General features: G+C 72.1%; 18 protein-coding genes and 1 pseudogene. 12 read left to right on the top strand and 7 right to left on the bottom strand.

Features of this window, described 5'->3' with window-relative positions:
- The first annotated feature begins 22 nt into the window (after positions 1 to 22).
- Positions 23 to 1,273, top strand: a complete 1,251-nt coding sequence (locus tag ACWD35_RS31840; RefSeq protein ID WP_451354802.1) for a sensor histidine kinase — start codon at positions 23 to 25, stop codon at positions 1,271 to 1,273.
- Entirely contained in the window at positions 1,263 to 1,898 is a 636-nt protein-coding gene (locus tag ACWD35_RS31835) for a response regulator (protein ID WP_451354801.1), read from the top strand. Before ACWD35_RS31840 ends, ACWD35_RS31835 begins: the two co-directional genes overlap by 11 nt.
- 61 nt (positions 1,899 to 1,959) lie before the next feature.
- Here ACWD35_RS31835 and ACWD35_RS31830 read toward each other — a convergent pair whose 3' ends face one another.
- The 5 genes and pseudogenes from ACWD35_RS31830 to glgX form a co-directional block, all read right to left on the bottom strand.
- The gene (locus ACWD35_RS31830) at positions 1,960 to 3,210 is read right to left on the bottom strand and encodes a hypothetical protein (RefSeq protein WP_451354800.1); all 1,251 of its coding nucleotides are present in this window, start codon (positions 3,208 to 3,210) and stop codon (positions 1,960 to 1,962) included.
- Between the two features lie 38 nt (positions 3,211 to 3,248).
- A pseudogene (locus tag ACWD35_RS31825) lies at positions 3,249 to 3,986 on the bottom strand (dolichyl-phosphate beta-glucosyltransferase); the annotation flags it as partial.
- Positions 3,987 to 4,086: 100 nt separating this feature from the next.
- The gene (locus ACWD35_RS31820) at positions 4,087 to 4,542 is read right to left on the bottom strand and encodes a hypothetical protein (RefSeq protein WP_451354799.1); all 456 of its coding nucleotides are present in this window, start codon (positions 4,540 to 4,542) and stop codon (positions 4,087 to 4,089) included.
- Positions 4,543 to 4,552: 10 nt separating this feature from the next.
- Positions 4,553 to 5,059, bottom strand: coding sequence for a SigE family RNA polymerase sigma factor (locus ACWD35_RS31815; RefSeq protein ID WP_451354818.1), 507 nt, complete (start codon positions 5,057 to 5,059; stop codon positions 4,553 to 4,555).
- A 102-nt stretch (positions 5,060 to 5,161) separates the two neighbouring features.
- Complete coding sequence (gene glgX / locus ACWD35_RS31810; RefSeq protein ID WP_451354798.1) at positions 5,162 to 7,423, bottom strand: glycogen debranching protein GlgX; 2,262 nt, start codon at positions 7,421 to 7,423, stop codon at positions 5,162 to 5,164.
- A gap of 339 nt (positions 7,424 to 7,762) precedes the next feature.
- Between glgX and ACWD35_RS31805 the strand changes: the two genes are divergently transcribed.
- Positions 7,763 to 8,986: a L,D-transpeptidase gene (locus tag ACWD35_RS31805; RefSeq protein WP_451354797.1), complete on the top strand. Its 1,224-nt coding sequence runs from the start codon at positions 7,763 to 7,765 to the stop codon at positions 8,984 to 8,986.
- A gap of 24 nt (positions 8,987 to 9,010) precedes the next feature.
- Here ACWD35_RS31805 and ACWD35_RS31800 read toward each other — a convergent pair whose 3' ends face one another.
- Positions 9,011 to 9,232 carry a hypothetical protein gene (locus tag ACWD35_RS31800; RefSeq protein WP_451354796.1) on the bottom strand — a complete coding sequence of 74 codons (222 nt, stop codon included), beginning with the start codon at positions 9,230 to 9,232 and terminating at the stop codon, positions 9,011 to 9,013.
- 79 nt (positions 9,233 to 9,311) lie between these two features.
- On the opposite strand from ACWD35_RS31800, the gene ACWD35_RS31795 reads away from it, so the two are divergent.
- From ACWD35_RS31795 to ACWD35_RS31755, 9 genes are all read left to right on the top strand, one after another.
- Positions 9,312 to 9,755, top strand: coding sequence for a helix-turn-helix domain-containing protein (locus ACWD35_RS31795; protein WP_451354795.1), 444 nt, complete (start codon positions 9,312 to 9,314; stop codon positions 9,753 to 9,755).
- A complete protein-coding gene (locus ACWD35_RS31790) occupies positions 9,638 to 10,201 on the top strand; it encodes an MmyB family transcriptional regulator (protein ID WP_451354794.1) in 564 nt (187 codons plus the stop codon). Before ACWD35_RS31795 ends, ACWD35_RS31790 begins: the two co-directional genes overlap by 118 nt.
- A gap of 106 nt (positions 10,202 to 10,307) precedes the next feature.
- Positions 10,308 to 11,540 (top strand): L,D-transpeptidase, encoded by a 1,233-nt coding sequence (locus ACWD35_RS31785; protein ID WP_451354793.1) that lies wholly within the window; start codon positions 10,308 to 10,310, stop codon positions 11,538 to 11,540.
- Positions 11,541 to 11,621: 81 nt separating this feature from the next.
- Positions 11,622 to 12,389, top strand: coding sequence for an enoyl-CoA hydratase/isomerase family protein (locus ACWD35_RS31780; RefSeq protein ID WP_451354792.1), 768 nt, complete (start codon positions 11,622 to 11,624; stop codon positions 12,387 to 12,389).
- A gap of 196 nt (positions 12,390 to 12,585) precedes the next feature.
- Positions 12,586 to 13,194 carry an ATP-binding protein gene (locus tag ACWD35_RS31775; protein ID WP_451354791.1) on the top strand — a complete coding sequence of 203 codons (609 nt, stop codon included), beginning with the start codon at positions 12,586 to 12,588 and terminating at the stop codon, positions 13,192 to 13,194.
- Between the two features lie 114 nt (positions 13,195 to 13,308).
- Complete coding sequence (locus ACWD35_RS31770) at positions 13,309 to 14,127, top strand: polysaccharide deacetylase family protein (protein WP_451354790.1); 819 nt, start codon at positions 13,309 to 13,311, stop codon at positions 14,125 to 14,127.
- Positions 14,127 to 15,335, top strand: coding sequence for a YVTN family beta-propeller repeat protein (locus ACWD35_RS31765; RefSeq protein WP_451354789.1), 1,209 nt, complete (start codon positions 14,127 to 14,129; stop codon positions 15,333 to 15,335). The genes ACWD35_RS31770 and ACWD35_RS31765 overlap by 1 nt, the downstream gene beginning before the upstream one ends.
- Before the next feature lie 82 nt (positions 15,336 to 15,417).
- Entirely contained in the window at positions 15,418 to 16,329 is a 912-nt protein-coding gene (locus ACWD35_RS31760) for a helix-turn-helix domain-containing protein (RefSeq protein ID WP_451354788.1), read from the top strand.
- Between the two features lie 60 nt (positions 16,330 to 16,389).
- Entirely contained in the window at positions 16,390 to 16,602 is a 213-nt protein-coding gene (locus ACWD35_RS31755; protein ID WP_451354787.1) for an EF-hand domain-containing protein, read from the top strand.
- A gap of 22 nt (positions 16,603 to 16,624) precedes the next feature.
- On the opposite strand, the gene ACWD35_RS31750 is transcribed toward ACWD35_RS31755, so the two are convergent.
- Positions 16,625 to 17,548, bottom strand: coding sequence for an AraC family transcriptional regulator (locus tag ACWD35_RS31750; RefSeq protein WP_451354786.1), 924 nt, complete (start codon positions 17,546 to 17,548; stop codon positions 16,625 to 16,627).
- Positions 17,549 to 17,642 lie beyond the last annotated feature (94 nt).

Here is a 17,642-nt window from a genome sequence, read left to right as displayed (position 1 = left end):
AGCCGTGCCCGACACTGGTGCCATGACGACCGCCGCGCAACAGCAGCCCCGGGCCTCCTTCGACACGTGGGGGCCCTGGGCGCTGCTGGCCGCCGGTGTCGTCGCGGGGACGATCTCCACCCGCCTGATCGGCGTGGACCGGTCCGAACTGGCCGTCACGGGAGCGCTCGTGGCAGCGGCCGTCGTGCTGCAGGCGGGCTGGGGGAGGGTGAAACGGAAGCGGCCGGGTCCGAGCCGCACCGGTGCCGGCCTCTACGTCCTGCGCTGGGCCATAGGCTTCGTGCTGACCTGGATCAACCCGTTCTTCGCCTTCTACGCCGTCACCGGCTACTACACCGCCGTCCGTGAGCTGCCCCGCCGCCTGGTGCTGCCCGGTCTCTTCCTGACCGCCATCACCATGTCCGGCAGCGAGATAGGCGGCATGCCGCCGCACGGGCTGATCCTGTGGCTCGGCTTCTTCCTGGTCCTGGGCGTCAACGTCGGCATGGTCGGTGTGTTCACCCGGTACGCCGTGCAGGAGCAGACCCGCGCCGTGGTCCAGGCCGACACCATCGCCGAACTGGAGCGCACCAACACCGCGTTGCAGCAGGCCCTGGACGAGAACGCGGCCCTGCACGCCCAACTCCTCGTCCAGGCAAGGGAGGCCGGGGTCGCCGACGAGCGCCGCCGGCTCGCGGCCGAGATCCACGACACCATCGCCCAGGGCCTGACCGGGATCATCGCCCAGCTCCAGGTCGTGGCGAACGCCTCCGACCTGGACACCGCCCGCGCCCACCTGGAGCGCGCCTCTTCCCTGGCCCGGCACAGCCTCGGCGAGGCCCGCCGCTCGGTGCACAACCTCGCCCCGGTCGCCCTGGCCCGCGACGGGCTGCCGGAAGCCCTGAAGAAGACGGTCGCCGAGTGGGGCGAACGCACCGGAGTGCAGGCCGAGTTCACCGTCACCGGCACTGCCGAGCAGCTGCACGACGAGGTCTCGGCGACCCTGCTGCGCATCGCCCAGGAGGCCCTGTCCAACGCGGCCCGGCACGCGCGTGCCACCCGGGTGGGCGTCACCCTGTCCTTCATGGGCGACGAGGTCAGCCTCGACATCCGCGACGACGGCACCGGCTTCGACCCGGAAGCCCTTCCCGCCCGCACCCGCGCCGGCGGCTTCGGCCTGGACGGCATGCGGGCCCGCGCCGAGCGGATCGCCGGCACGTTCACGGTGGAGTCCGAGTCGGGGCACGGCACGGCGCTGTCGGCTCGCGTACCGTTGGTGCGCGATGACCGATGAAGTGACCGTTTCCCTGTTGATCGTCGACGACCATCCCGTGGTACGGGACGGTCTGCGCGGCATGTTCGAGTCCGCGCCCGGCTTCACGGTGCTCGACGAGGCGGCCAACGGCGTCGAGGCGGTGGCGAAGGCCGCGGCCCTCGACCCGGACGTGGTCCTGATGGACCTGCGCATGCCCGGCGGCTCCGGCGTGGACGCCATCCGCGAGCTGACCCGGCGCGGCGCCCGCGCCAGGGTGCTGGTCCTCACCACCTACGACACCGACTCCGACACCCTTCCGGCGATCGAGGCGGGCGCGACCGGCTATCTCCTCAAGGACGCCCCGCGCGACGAGCTCTTCACCGCCGTCCGGGCCGCCGCCGAGGGCCGTACCGTCCTCTCCCCGGCCGTCGCCTCCCGCCTGGTCCACGCGGTCCGCACCCCCGGCAACGAGCCCCTCTCCGCCCGCGAACGCGAGGTGCTGGCACTCGTCGCCAAGGGCACGTCCAACCGCGAGATCGCCCGCGAACTGTTCATCAGCGAGGCGACCGTGAAGACCCACCTCACCCACCTCTACGCCAAGCTGGGCGTCAAGGACCGCGCGGCAGCCGTGGCCGTGGCGTACGACCGGGGGATCCTCGGCTGAGCCCCTGAGATCGGGCGCTGAAATGCAGGCTGAACGCCCCCGGTTGAGCGGGGGCGTTGTCCTACGGCACCCCGAGTTCGAACAGCGCGTACCCCGCGTAAGACCCCGAAGCCAGGGCCGCGATGCCCAGCAGGACGCACTGGACGCGCAGGCTCAGCCGGCGCATGCCGACGGCCAGGGGGAGGAACAGGGGGAAGCAGGGGAGGAGATAGCGGGAGACGTTGGCGAAGATCTGCTGGCTGCCGAGGACCAGGGCGAGCGTGAGGACGGTGTGGACGACCAGCACCGCCGGCGGGCGCAGCCGGAGCAGGAGGGGGAGGAGGGCGCAGGCCAGCAGGACGACGCCGACGCCGATGACGTCCGCGAAGGGGTACGCGAAGAGGTAGTCGAAGTGGCCCACCGGCACGGACTTCAGCACGTCGAGGGTCTGGCTGCCGTAGTCGAAGGTGTGTGCCCAGGCGTCCTTCTGGAGCTTGAAGTAACCCCCCAGGTTGCCCATGCGGTTGCCCACCCAGATCAGGTAACCGAGCAGCCCGAGCGGGGCCAGGGCCAGCGCGGCCAGCGGGCGCAGGACCCCGTCGCGCAGGACCCCTTCACGAGGTGCGCGCAGCTCCTCGCGCAGCGCCAGCAGCGCGGCGACGCCGAGCGCGGCGATCAGCGCGGCGGCCGTCGGACGGTTGAGGCCCGCCAGGAAGGTGAGGACGCCCGCGGTGAGCCAGCGGCGGGTCATGACCGCGTGGCAGGCCCAGACGGCGAGGGCGACATAGAGGGAGTCGGAGTAGACGGCCCACTCCACGCCGGAGCCCGGCCACACCGCCCACAGCCCGGCCGCGGCGAACCCGGCGCGCCGGCCGCCGAACCGCTCGGCCACGGCGTAGACGCCGAGGGCGGCGGCGAAGGAGGCGAGGACGGAGACCAGCATGCCGGCGCCGTACGGACCGAGGCCCGTCACCCACATCGCCAGCCGCATCAGCGCGGGGTAGAGCGGGAAGAACGCCGCCGAGTTGCCCTCCAGGGTGATCAGGCCGGTGGCGCCGGGGACCGGGACGAGCGCCGGGTGGTAGCCGTGCAGGGCGATCTGCTCGTACCACCAGCCGTCCCAGGTGGCCAGCACGTCCCAGGTGTGCGCTCCGCCGCCGAACCGCGGGTGCTTCGTGCGGTAGTCCCCGGCCGACGACAGCAGCCACATGAACGAGCAGAAGCCGACCAGCTTCAGGGCGCCGTACAGCGCGAGGACGGGACCGTGCCGGCGGACGGCGGTGCGCAGCCGCGCGCGCGGGTCGGAGGCGGGGTGGGGGCCGGCGGCGGGCATTGCCGGCATCGGATGCACGGCCGTGTTCACGAAGCCGTCCCGCGGCGGCGGGGTCCGGCCAGTTCGCGGCGCATCCGGGCGATGCCCCGCAGGTCGGCCAGGGCCGTGGCGAGGATGTCGACGCTGCTGTCGGGGTCGTCGACCCAGTCCACCGGCACCTCGTGGATCCGCAGCCCCGCCCGCTCGGCGCGCACCAGCAGCTCGGTGTCGAAGAACCACTCCCCGTCCCGCACCAGCGGCAGCAGCCGCTCGGCGACCTCGCGGCGCACCGCCTTGAATCCGCACTGCGCGTCGGAGAAGCCGACGGCGAGCGTGCAGCGCAACAGGACGTTGTAGCAACGGGAGATGACCTCCCGGCGCGGCCCGCGCACCACCCGCGCACCGGGGGCCAGCCGGGTGCCGATGGCCAGGTCGGAGTGGCCCGAGATCAGCGGGGCGACCAGCGGCAGCAGCGCCGTGAGCCCGGTGGACAGGTCCACGTCGAGATACGCCAGCACGGGCGCCCGTGAACCCGACCAGGCCGCCTGCAGCGCCCGGCCGCGGCCCTTCTCGGGCAGCCGCAGCGACTCCACCTCCGGCAGTTCCGCCGCGAGCCGGGCGGCGATCTGCGGGGTGCGGTCCGTGCTCGCGTTGTCGGCGACGGTGATCCGGAACGGGTAGGGGAAGGTGTCCCGCAGGTGTGCGTGCAGCCGGCGGACGCTCGGCTCCAGGTCCTTCTCCTCGTTGAACACCGGTACGGCCACGTCCAGGACGGGCTCGTCGTGGTGGCTGGGCAGGGGCGCGCGCCGGGGCAGCGGAGAGCCGGTCGGTATCCGGCGCGGGCGGAGGTTGATCACGTTAGTCCCCGTTTGTTCTGTGTGGTTCGTGGTCGTTGGTCTAGTAGCTGGTGCTGGTGCTGGTCGCCGAGGGAGGCACGGAGGTCTCCACCGTCCCGCCCGGTGTCTGTGTCGGCGTCTGCGGCGGTGTCTGCGGCGGTGTCTGTGTCTGTGTCGGCGTCTGTGTCGGCGACTGCGTCGCGGACCCGGACGTACTGGGCGGCGGGCTCGTCGAGTTGTCCCGCGAGGGAGACGTGCTGGGGGCGGGCGCCGGGCTGACGGCGGGCTGGGGGTGCGGTGTGCTGGGCTGCTCCGTGCCCGGTGTGTGCGGCCACAGGAACACGCCGACACCGAGCCCGGCCACCGCCAGCGCGGAACCGGCGGCCCGGCGCGCCGCCCGCACCCGGCGCCGTACGCGCACGCCCGTGCGGATCCGCTCCCGGTGCCTGGCCTCGAAGGGGCTGTGTTCCTGGGCGCTGTGCATCAGCTGCGTCAGCTGCCGCTCGAACTGATCCATGGCTTCTCCCTCACCCCACCGGCTCGATGACGTCGGCCAGGAGCCGGCGCAGCCGGGCCACCCCGCGCGCGGCATGCGACCGGGCGGTGCCCACCGGGCAGCCCAGGGCCTCCGCGACCTGCCGGTCGGGCAGGTCCTGGTAGTAGCGCAGCACCACGGCGGCCCGCTGCTGCGGGCTCAGTTGGGCGAGCGCGGCCTCCAGCCGGGAGCGTTCGGCCACGGTCGCCGACAGGTCACCGGCCGTCGCCACCTCGGGCAGCTCCGCGACGGGCCGCTCGCCCCACCAGCGGCGGCGCGCCGAGCGGGCCGCGGCGCGCGCCAGCACCTTGCGGACGTACGCCTCCGGTGCCTCGTCGGCAACCTTCGGCCAGACGAACCACAACTTGACCAAGGACTCCTGCAACAGGTCCTCGGCCCGATGCCGATCGCCGCCGGTGAGCAGCCGCGCCAGATGGAACAGTGCCGACCAGCGGGCCGCCACGAACGCGTCGTACTCACCGGCCCGAGCCTGCTCCATCCTCACGGTCCCCGTCCTCGCCGGCTGTCTCCACAAAGGGAAAGACTCTGGGCCCCGTTGTGCGCTGCACTCGGCGAGCGTGATCCGCGTCACGCACAACTGTCACACAGGCGCCACCCGGAGCAGCAGCACGCACCGCGCGGGCACCGTGATCGCCGTACCGGCCGGGTGGACCGTGCCCGGTGCCGCCGCCTGGTCCTCGCGGGAGGTGTCCACGACGACCTCGTACTCCCGCGCCCACGGCGGCCCCGGCAGGGCGAAGGACACCGGCCGGTCGCCCGCGTGCAGCACGGCGAGGAAGCTGTCGTCGAGGACCGGCGCGCCCCGCTCGTCGCGGCCCGGGATGTCCCGCCCGGAGAGGTACATGCCGAGCGTGGCCGCCGGGGCGTACCAGTCGGCCTCGGTCATCTCCTCGCCCCGCGGGGTGAACCAGGCCAGGTCGCGCAGCCCGTCCGCCGAGTGGGCGCGGCCGGAGAAGAAGGCGCGGCGGCGCAGCACGGGGTGCCGGTGGCGCAGGGCGAGCAGCCGGGAGGTCAGGTCGAACAGCGCGCGCCAGCCGGGCTCCGCGAGCAGGCTCCAGTCCAGCCAGCCGATCTCGTTGTCCTGGCAGTAGGCGTTGTTGTTGCCGTGCTGGGTGCGGCCGAGTTCGTCGCCTGCGACCAGCATCGGCACGCCCGTGGACAGCAGCAGAGTCGTGAGCAGGTTCCGCAGCTGGCGGCGGCGCAGCGCCCGTACCCGCTCGTCGGCCGTCTCTCCCTCCGCCCCGCAGTTCCAGGAGCGGTTGTCGTCGCTGCCGTCCCGGTTGTCCTCGCCGTTGGCCTCGTTGTGTTTGGTCTCGTACGACACGAGGTCGCGCAGCGTGAAACCGTCGTGCGCGGTGACGAAGTTGACGGAGGCGTAGGGGCGCCGGCCGCCCCAGGCGTACAGGTCGCTGGAGCCGGACAGGCGGTAGCCCATCTCCCGTACGTCGGGCAGCGCATGGCGCCAGAAGTCGCGGACGGTGCCCCGGTAGCGGTCGTTCCACTCCGTCCACAGGGGCGGGAAGGCGCCCACCTGGTAGCCGCCCGAGCCGACGTCCCAGGGCTCGGCGATCAGCTTCACCCGGCGCAGCACCGGGTCCTGGGCGATGACCGCGAGAAAGGGGGAGAGCATGTCGACGTCGTGCATCGAGCGGGCGAGCGCGGCGGCGAGGTCGAAGCGGAAGCCGTCCACGCCCATCTCGGTGACCCAGTAGCGCAGCGAGTCCGTGATCAGGCGCAGCACCTGCGGCCGGACGACGTGCAGGGTGTTGCCGCAGCCGGTGTAGTCGGCGTAGCGGCGGGCGTCGTCCCCGAGCCGGTAGTAGCCCCGGTTGTCGATGCCCTTCAGGGACAGCGTGGGCCCCAGCTCGCCCGCCTCGGCGGTGTGGTTGTAGACCACGTCGAGGATGACCTCGATGCCGGCCGCGTGCAGCGCGCGGACCATCCGCTTGAACTCGCCGACCTGCTGGCCCGTCGTACCGGAGGCGGCGTAGGCGGCGTGCGGGGCGAAGTAGCCGATGGAGTTGTACCCCCAGTAGTTCCTCAGGCCCCGGCGCAGCAGATGGTCCTCGTGGGCGAACTGGTGGACGGGCAGCAGCTCCACGGCCGTCACGCCCAGCTTCACCAGGTGCTCGATCGCGGCCGGGTGCGCCAGCCCCGCGTAGGTGCCGCGCAGTTCCTCGGGGATGTCCGGGTGCAGCTTGGTGAAGCCGCGCACGTGCAGCTCGTAGATGACGGAGTCGGCCCACGGGGTCTTCGGGCGGCGGTCGTCCTCCCAGTCGTCGTCATCGTCGACGACGACCCCCTTGGGCACGTACGGCGCCGAGTCCCGGTCGTCGCGCACGGTGTCGGCGACATGCTGCTCCGGCCAGTCCCGGACGTGCCCGTACAACTGTGGCGACAGCCCAAAAGTGGCGTATTCCCCGTCCACGGCGCGCGCGTACGGGTCCAGCAGCAGCTTCGCCGGATTCCAGCGGGCACCGGTCCACGGGTCCCAGCGGCCGTCCACCCGGTAGCCGTACCGCTGTCCGGGCCGCACGCCGGGGACGAAGCCGTGCCAGATCTCGTGCGTCAGCTCGGTCAGCGGCACCCGGGTCTCCCGGCCCCCCTCGTCGAACAGGCACAGCCGGACCGCCTCCGCCCCGCCCGCCCACAGCGCGAAGTTGGTGCCCGCGACCCCGTCCGGCCCCGTGCGGAACCGGGCCCCGAGCGGGGTCGGCGCGCCCGGCCACACCGGCGGGGCGGGCGGTGCGGCGCGGCGGGCGCCGTTCACCGCGGCGGCCTGGTGCCCGCCCTCGGCGGTCCGCGCCTCGGCCAGTGCCCGCTGCTCGGCTGCGCTCGTCACCAGTCGGCCCCTCTTTCAGTGGCTCGCCGGGGCGCGGTCGGCCGTGCCGAAAGGCCGACCGCGCCCGGACCTCCCGGCCCGCGGCACGCCCGGCCACCCGTCACGGCTGCGCCCCGACGGCTCTGACACAGCTGCGCCCCGAGACCAGGGGGGTGTCTTCCCGACCAGCTCTGTTCCCTTCTGCCGACCTGATCCTGAAGACACCCCCCCTGACGAGGGCGCTGCGGCTCCCCTGTGTGTCGTCCTCCCCCTGTTCTGCCCAGCGCACGGGTCGCACTCACGTTTCCCAGAGCGGGCCCGTCGTCGTTTCCCCGGGGCGGGCCCGTCGTTGAGTCCGGCGTGAGGCACGTACAAGCACGCGCACGGCGCACGGAGGCCGCGCTGGCCGCGGCACTGACATGGGCGGCTCTGCTGGCCGGCTGCTCCTCGGGCGGCTCCGGCGGACTGGACTTCGACCGGATCTTCGGCAAACCCCCTTCCCCCGAGGACGTCATCCGCATCACCCCGGACGACGGGGGCAAGGACGTCCGCCCCGACTCGCGGCTGCGGGTGCGGGTGCCCGACGGGCGCCTGGAGAAGGTGAAGGTCACCAAGTCCCAGGACGCGCAGGACTCCCCGGTCCCCGGGCACGTCAGCGCCGACGGCCTGACCTGGCAGCCCGACGACGACCGGCTGGCGCTCGCCGCCAAGTACACCGTCGACGCGGTCGCGCTGGACGACGGGGGCCGCCGCTCGGCCCGGCACACCACCTTCACCACGCTCGTCCCCGACGAGCGGTTCATCTCCTACGTCACCCCCGAGAACCGTTCCGTCGTCGGCACCGGGATGATCGTCTCCCTCTCCTTCAGCCGGGAGATCGCCGACCGGGCCGCCGTCGAACGCGCCGTCCGCGTCACCGCCCAGCCCCCCGTGGACATCCGCCCGCACTGGTTCGGCAACGGCCGCCTGGACTTCCGCCCCGAGCACTACTGGAAGCCCGGGACGGAGGTCACCGTCGACCTGCGCCTGCGGGACGTGGCGGGGGCGCCGGGCATCTACGGCCTCCAGTACAAGACGCTCGGCTTCACCGTGGGCCGCAGCCAGGTCTCGTGGGTCGACGCGGCCAAGCACACCATGGAGGTACGGCGCGACGGACAGCTGCTCGCCACCGTGCCGATCAGCGCGGGCGCCCCCGAACACCCCACGTACAACGGCAAGATGGTGGTGATGGACATGCTGGACGTCACCCGCATGAACAGCCGCACGGTCGGCTTCGGCGGCGAGTACGACATCCCCGACGTCCCGCACGCCATGAGACTCACCGACTCCGGCACCTTCCTGCACGGCAACTACTGGGCCCCCGACGCCCCCGGCCACGTGAACGTCAGCCACGGCTGCGTGGGCCTCAGGGACGTCAAGGGCGGCAGCTCCAACACCCCCGCCGGCTGGTTCTACGACCGCAGCCTGATCGGCGACGTCGTCGAGGTCGTGAACAGCAAGGACAAGATGGTCGCAGCCGACAACGGCCTCGGCGGGTGGAACCTGAGCTGGCAGCAGTGGACGGCGGGCAGCGCGATCAAGTGAGCTCGTACGGGCGGGACTTGGGCGTCACGCGTGGGCGTCCGGGGCGAAGCCCTCCGGCGCCTGGTCGAGGAAGGCGGAAACCGAACCGATCCGGCCGTCCGCGTCGAAGACCAGGATGTCGGTGCCGGTGGCGAACGACTCCTTGCCCCCCGCCTCGATCCGCCACATCAGCCGGGCGCGGCCGTGATGGACCTCCGGCTCCTGCCGGGTGCTGAAGACGGCGCCGCCCATGTGCTCCGTGAACACCGCACGTAGTCGTCGATGGTCGCCCGGTGCAGGGCGGTGACGGTCTCGGTGCTCTCGGTCGTGGCCGACTCCCATTCTGATGGCTGGAGTTGCGCGCCTCTATGGCGTCACGCGTTTCGTTGGCGTTGCGCTTCACGACCCTGCGCGCCCCAGCCGCCCCGCGTCGATAACCCGCGAGGTTATTGCCGCCCGCGCCGTGATCGGCCAGCCTCGGGGCATGGTCACCACGTCACCGGTCGGGCTGCTCGTACGACGCCGGCGGGAGCACCGCCGCCGCTCGCAACTGGATGTCGCGGTGGCGGCCAACCTCTCGACAAGGCACCTGAGTTACATCGAGACCGGGCGCGCCACCCCGAGCCGGAACATGATCGCAACGCCTGGTATCTGGCCGCCGGTTTCGCACTGGTGTACCCCGAGCGCTCGCTCGCCGACCTCGGCGCGGCCCGCGCCGCCGTGGACGCCGTACTCGCCGGCCACGAGCCCAACCCGGCGCTCGCGGTCGACGTGCGCTGGCAGCTGCTGACCGCCAACCGTGCGGCGATGGCCTTCCTGGGCGACCTCCCGCCCGCGCTGTGCACGCCTCCCCTCAACGTGCTCAGGGCGACCCTGCACCCCGACGGCCTGTCCCGGCGGATCAGGAACCTCGGCCAGTGGCGCGGGCACGTCCTGCGCCGCCTGCGCCGGCAGCTCGCCCGCACCACGGCGGAGGGCCTGGCGGAGCTGCTGGCCGAGATCGAGTCCTACCCGGTCCCGGCCGGCCACGCCGACGAGGAGCCGGTCAACGACCTGGCCGTCCCGCTGCTGCTCGCCACGGACTTCGGCGACCTCAGCCTCCTGTACACCACCACGGGCTTCGGATCCCCGCGCGACGTGACGCTGGACGAGATCGCCAACGAGACGTTCTTCCCCGCCGACAGCGCCACGGCGGAACTGCTGCGGGCCATGGCCGAAGTTGCGACCCAACGGTGACATTCGTCTGACAGCTTGCTCAAAACCCTGCGATTACCATGCATCAATGGGCGTGCTGGGCGCGCCGGGGTGTGGGCCCGACCAGGGCCTGTGAGGGGAGAACAACTTGAACGTGCGGCCGATATCGGGGGCATCGGTTGAGGGGCGGGGCACGCGCCGTAAGGGGCTGGCACTCATAGCGGGCGCCCTGCTGCTCTCGCTCACCGCGTGCGGCGGGGGCGGCGACTCGGGGTCCGGCTCCGGGGACGGCAAGGGCAAGGGCTCGACCCAGGGCAAGCAGTCCGCCGCCGCCGTGACCATATCGCCCAAGTCCGGCGCCACCGGCGTCGACACCAGGGGCGCCCTGAAGGTCAGCGTCGCCCAGGGCAAGCTGACCGAGGTCACGGTCAAGGACGCCAAGGGCGCGAAGGTCGACGGCGCCATCACCGGCGGCGGCGCCTCGTGGACGCCGTCGGCCCATCTGGCCGCCGCCACCAAGTACACGGTGCACGCGGTCGCCAAGGACTCCGCGGGCCGCGAGGCGGCCGAGGACTCCACGTTCACCACGCTCACGCCGCGGAACACCTTCGTCGGCTACTTCACCCCCGAGGACGGCTCCACCGTCGGCGTCGGCATGCCGTTCTCCGTCCGCTTCACCCGGGGGATCACCCATCCCCAGGACGTGGAGAAGGCCGTCCGGATCAAGACCGAGCCGGCTGTCGACGTCGAGGGCCACTGGTTCGGCAACGACCGCCTGGACTTCCGCCCCGAGCACTACTGGAAGTCCGGCACGAAGGTCACCGTCGACCTGGACCTCGACGGGGTCGAGGGCCGCGACGGCGTCTACGGCAAGCAGCACAAGACGGTGAAGTTCACCATCGGCCGCAACCAGGTCTCCGTCGTGGACGCCAAGAAGCACACGATGAAGATCACCCAGGACGGCAAGGTCATCAAGACCCTCCCGGTCACCACCGGCAAGCCCGGCTACGACACCTGGAACGGCCAGATGGTGATCAGCGAGAAGCTCGCCGTGACCCGGATGAACGGCGAGACCGTCGGCTACGGCGGCGAGTACGACATCAAGGACGTCCCGCACGCCATGCGCCTGACCACGTCCGGCACCTTCATCCACGGCAACTACTGGGGTGGCGGCGCCTTCGGCAACTTCAACGCCAGCCACGGTTGCGTCGGCCTGCGCGACGTGCGCGGCGGCTACGACAAGGGCGTCCCGGCGGCCTGGTTCTTCAACCACTCGATCGTCGGCGACGTGGTGGTCGTCAAGCACTCGAACGACCGCACGGTGGACCCGGCCAACGGGCTCAACGGCTGGAACCTGTCCTGGGCCGAGTGGACCAAGTAGGCCCCGCGTGACATTGCGGGCCCGGTGCTGTGACCTACGGCACCGGGCCCGCCGCCGTTAGTCCCCGTTAACCTGCTGCGCATGACCGTAACTCTCGAAGTCGCCGAAGGCGTCGGAACCCTGCGTCTCGACCGGCCTCCGATGAACGCGCTGGACATCGCCACCCAGGACCGGCTGAAGGAACTCGCCGAGGAGGCCACGCGGCGCGACGACGTGCGCGCCGTGGTGATCTACGGCGGCGAGCGGGTGTTCGCGGCGGGCGCGGACATCAAGGAGATGCAGGACATGGACCACACCGCGATGGTCCTGCGCGCCCGCGCCCTGCAGGACTCCTTCACCGCCGTGGCCCGCATCCCCAAGCCCGTCGTGGCCGCCGTCACCGGCTACGCGCTCGGCGGCGGCTGCGAACTGGCCCTGTGTGCCGACTACCGCATCGCCGCCGACAACGCCAAGCTCGGCCAGCCCGAGATCCTGCTGGGCCTGATCCCGGGCGCCGGCGGCACCCAGCGGCTGCCCCGCCTGGTCGGTCCTTCCAAGGCCAAGGACCTGATCTTCACAGGCCGGATGGTGAAGGCCGACGAGGCCCTGCAGATCGGCCTGGTCGACCGGGTCGTCCCGGCCGCCGAGGTGTACGAGCAGGCGCACGCCTGGGCCGCGAAGCTCGCCCAGGGGCCGGCGATCGCGCTGCGCGCGGCGAAGGAGTCCATCGACGCAGGCATCGAGACCGACCTCGACACCGGGCTCGCCGTGGAACGGAACTGGTTCGCGGGGCTGTTCGCCACCGAGGACCGGGAGCGGGGCATGCGCAGCTTCGTCGAAGAAGGGCCGGGCAAGGCCAAGTTCCTGTGATCTTCGCGACCGTGTCCGTGGTGTGAACTTCCGCAAGTTTGCTTGCAGTTGACGCGGTCGTCTGATCCGGGGTCCCTCGATGGGGCGGTTTATGGGAGCCTTATGGCAGCCTTAACTCTGCCGCGTCGAGGGAGCCTGACGATTGCCCGGAAGTGAGCCGTCGCGGCAGGTCAAAGGGGTTACGCCGGACGTTGTCGTGCCGTCGGCATATGCCGATCGACCGGCCCGGAACGGGGGCGCGCGAGGGGCGCATTCCTCCGGAACGGCCCCGAAGACGGCTCCGGACGGCCATCATGGGGGCATGGCGGGGCTGGAGGGCATCGAACAGCCGCGGGGACACAGTCGTGCGACCGCGGCACGCTGGTCGCCGGCGGTCGAGGACGAACGTGCGCTCAAGGCGCTCGAACTGTTCGGCAACCCGACGGAGGCGGAGGTGCCGCTGCCGTCCCGCCCGGAGTCCGCGGCCACCGCGCGCCGGCTGGCCCAGGTCGTGGTGCTGCGCCACTGGCGGCTGACGCCCAAGCTGACCGAGGACGCGGTCTTACTCGTCTCCGAACTCGTCGGCAACGCCGTACGGCACACCGGCGCCCGCGTCTTCGGACTGCGCATGCGCCGCCGCCCCGGCTGGATCCGCGTCGAGGTCCGTGACCCCTCCCGCGGTCTGCCCTGTCTGATGCCGGTTCAGGAACTGGACGTCAGCGGGCGCGGCCTGTTCCTGGTGGACAAACTCTCCGACCGCTGGGGCGTCGACCTGCTGCCGCGCGGTAAGACGACCTGGTTCGAGATGCGGGTCGCCGACCGCTGAACGGCCGCTGAGCGAGCGCTGAATACGGCGGCCCGGGACGCGTTGTGTGCGCCGCGACCCGAAAATGTCCCCCGATTGGGGCAATCGGTCGTTTTCTTACCTAACACCCCTTAAATGGTGCGGGTGACCACGACCAACCGACGCGGGATGCTGCGCACGGGCGCCGGGCTCGTCGCCGGGGGCGCGCTCGCCGCCGGTTGCGGCGGTGCCCCGGCCGCCGCCCCGCACGCCACCACGACCTCCGCGCGGCAGGGATCCGGCCCGCCCACCCCTGCGTCCGGCCACCCCGCGGCCACGCCCCGCACGGCCCCCGCCCCCCGCGCCTACCCCGGACAGCCCGCGCAGATCAGCCACGGCCCGCGCACCCGCCCCCAGGTCGCCCTCACCTTCCACGGCCAGGGGGACCCGGCGCTGGCCCACTCCCTGCTCACCACGGCCGAGCAGCGCGGTGCCCGGCTCACCGTCCTCGCCGTCGGCGGCTGGCTGGACGAACACCCCGACGTCGCCCGCCGCATCCTCGACGGCGGCCACGACCTCGGCAACCACACCCAGCGGCACGTCGCCGTCAACACCCTCTCCGCGGCCGAGGCCCGCAAGGAGATCACCGACTGCGCCGACCGCCTCAGGCGGCTCACCGGATCCATCGGCACCTGGTTCCGGCCCTCCCGTGCCCCGACCGCCACCCCGCTCGTCGCCCGGCTGGCCCGCACCGCCGGCTACCCGCACGTGCTGTCGTACGACGTCGACTCCCTCGACTACACCCGCCCCGGCGCCCCCGCCATCACCCGCAAGATCCTCGCCGAGGTGCGGGGCGGGTCGGTGGTGAGCCTGCACTTCGGGTACCCGGACACGGTCGCCGCCCTGCCCGAGGTCCTCCACGAACTCGACCGCCGCGGACTGCGCGCGGTCGCCACCACGGAGCTGCTGAGCTGATGCGATCCACGAAAGCCGTCCTCCGAGCCGCCCGCCTGCTGGCCGCCGGTGCCGCTCTCACTGCCCTGACGCTGCTGTCCGCGTGCAGCGGGGGCTCCCAGGCCCACGATAACGAGGCCCTCGGCAGCAAGGCGCCGGTCCGGCCGCAGGTGGGCAAGCAGCCGGCGAACGCCGCGGCAGGCCTGTCCGGGATGCCTCCGGTGCTGGACCGGAAGGACGTCTACGCCGCCGACCGGCCGAACCAACTCTCGCCCGTGGTCAAGGACTTCCCCTCCCGGGTGTACGTCCCCAACACCAACTCCAACACCGTCACGGTCATCGACCCGAAGACGTACCGGATCCTTGAGACCATCCCGGTCGGCCGTCAGCCCCAGCACGTGGTGCCCTCCTGGGACCTGAAGACGCTCTGGGTCAACAACGACCTCGGCAACAGCCTGACCCCCATCGACCCGAGGACCGGCCGGGCCGGCAGGCCGGTCGAGGTGCACGACCCGTACAACCTGTACTTCACGCCCGACGGCAAGTATGCCGTCGTCATGGCCTCCATGGACCGCGCCCTCGTCTTCCGCGACGCGCACACCATGGAGGTCGTGAAGTCCGTGCCCGTCAGCTGCTACGGGGTCAACCACGCCGACTTCTCCCTCGACGGCCGCTACTTCATCGTCTCCTGCGAGTTCAGCGGCGAGCTCCTCAAGGTCGACACCGCGAGGATGAAGGTCGTAGGGGAGCAGAAGCTGCCGTTCCGCGGCGCCATGCCGCAGGACGTCAAGGTCTCACCCGACGGCAAACGGTTCTACATCGCCGACATGATGGCCAACGGCCTGTGGATCCTGAACGGCGACAGCTTCGAGCGCCCCCGCTTCCTCGCCACCGGCAGGGGCACCCACGGCCTGTACGTCAGCCGGGACTCCCGCGAGATGTACATCTCCAACCGGGGCGAAGGGACCATCTCCGTCTTCGACTTCCCCCGGAACCGGCTCACCGAGAAGTGGCGCCTGCCCGGCGGCGGCAGCCCCGACATGGGCGGCGTCTCGGCCGACGGCAAGGTGCTGTGGCTGTCGGGCCGGTACAACGCCGAGGTCTACGCCATCGACACCCGCACCGGCAGGCTCCTGGCCCGCATCAGGGTCGGCAGCGGCCCCCACGGCCTCGCCGTCTACCCGCAGCCCGGCCGCTACTCCCTCGGCCACACCGGCATCTTCCGCTGACCGCACGGCAGTCGGAGCCACGGCCGCCGCACCGACCACGCTCCTTGAGTCTCCACCCGCTGGAAGGCCCAGACTTCCAGCCATGACCGAAGACGGCACCGCACTCTTCACCATCGGCGAACTGGCCCGCGCCACCGGACTGACCGTGCGCACCATCCGCTACTGGTCCGACGAGGGCGTCCTGCCCCCCGTCGGCCGTTCCACGGGCGGCTACCGGCTCTACGATGCCGCCTGCGCCGCCCGCCTGGAACTCATCCGTACCCTGCGCGAGCTGGGCCTCGGCCTGGAGGACGTGCGCAGGGTGCTGGCGGGGGAGCGGACGGTCGCCGAGGTCGCGGCCACGCACGTCGCCGCCCTGGACGCGCAGATCAGGTCGCTGAAGGTGACGCGGGCGGTGCTGTCGTCCGTGGCGCGGCGCGGTTCCACCGCGGAGGAGATGACCCTGATGAACAAGCTCGCCCGCCTGTCTGCCGCCGAGCGCCAGCGGATCATGGAAGAGTTCGTGGAGGAGACCCTGCACGGGCTCGACAACGTCGACCCGGACGTCCGGGAACGGATGCGGGCGACCGCCGTAGACTTGGCGGAGAACCCGACGCCCGAGCAGGTCGACGCCTGGGTGGAGCTGGCCGAGCTGCTCCAGGACCCGGAGTTCCGGGCGCAGATGCGCCGCGCGCTCGAGTACAACTCCGCCGACCGGCTGCCCGGGGCGCCGCGCGGACGGTCCCTGTGGTTCGCCAAGCGGCTGGTGGAACTGGCGGCCCCGGCCCGGGAGCGCGGCCTCGACCCCGCGGCGCCCGAGGCCGAGGAGGTGCTGCGGGAACTCTTCGGTGACGTCGACCTGAGCGCCGCACTGGACCGTATGACGGCTGGGTTCAACGACCGGGTCGCCCGCTACCGCGAACTGCTCGCCATCGTGAACCGGCAGCCCATGCCCCCGCACGCCGAGGACTTCGCATGGGTGGTCGCCGCACTGCGTGCTCACGCGGGCCGTTAATCTGACCAGCGTCAGTACGCCTGCACGGCACAAGAAACACGAACAAAAGGGGCGGATCCGGTGGCGGACATCGAGGAAGCACGTAAGCAGTTCGAGCGGATCGACGCGAACGGTGACGGTTTCATCACCGCCGCCGAGTTCAAGCACGCGCTGGCTCAGGAGGGTGACTGGAACGTCACCGAGGCGGTCGCCGCGGCCATCATCAAGACCCGCGACCTCAACGGCGACCAGGTTCTGTCGTTCGACGAGTTCTGGGCCTACCTGAGCAAGTGACGCGGAGGCGCCGGGGCGGTCGTCAGGCCGCCCGCCTGCGGTACTGCCCCGGCGCCACCCCGTACTCCCGCTTGAAGGCCTTGGCGAAGGCGAACTCCGACGCGTAGCCGATGCGCTGGGAGATCTCCCGCAGGGAGAGGTCGTCGTGGCGCAGCAGGCGGCCCGCCGTCGTCATGCGCCACCAGGTCAGATATGCCAGCGGCGGCTCGCCCACCAGCGCCGTGAACCGGCGTGCGAAGGCCGCGCGGGACAGCCCCGCCGCGGCGCCGAGCTCCGCCACCGTCCAGGCGCGGGCCGGGTCGCCGTGGATCGCGCGCAGCGCCGCCGCGACCGCCGGGTCGGCCAGCGCGCCCGCCCAGCCCCGGGCCCGCCCGGCGGCCCGCTCGCTCTCCCACCACGCCCGCAGGATGTACAGCAGCAGGGTGTCCAGCAGCGACGTGATGATCGCGTCGGTGCCCGGCGCCTCCTCCTCCAGCTCCATCCCGAGCAGTTCCACCGCCGCCCGCAGCGAGCGATGGGTGCCCACCCGGGCGGGCAGGTGCACGACCTCCGGCAGCTCCCCGAGCAGCCGGCGGGAGCGGTCGCGGTCGAACCGGTAGATGCCGCACAGCGTGACCGTGTCCGGGCAGCCCGGCCTCGGCTCACCGCGGTCCGGACCTCCGCTCCAGGTGCCGTCGGGCAGCAGCCGTACTTCCTGCGCCGCTACGCCGGGCGCGCTGACCAGGGCGTGCCCCTGCCCGCGCGGAAGGAAGACGACGTCCCCGGGAGCCAGCGCGAGCGGCTCGCCCTCGGCCGGGATCAGCCAGGCCGAACCGCGCAGCACCACATGGAACCCGGCCTCCTCCGAATCCTCCCAACGCGTGCCCCAGGGCGCGTACTTGTCGTTCCGGGAGGAGTGCGGGCGTCCGGTGCGCATGGCGGCGACGACGTCGCTGAGTACGTCCATGTCACCACCGTAGCCGGGCAGTTGGCGAAGCGAGACGCACGGACATGAACCGGAGACCGGAGGACATGGAGCGTCTTCGCCCGGGACCATAGCG

Source organism: Streptomyces sp. NPDC002671 (assembly GCF_053592475.1).
The sequence above is the reverse complement of the archived record's forward strand: the minus strand, read 5'-3'. Positions and strand labels throughout refer to the sequence as shown.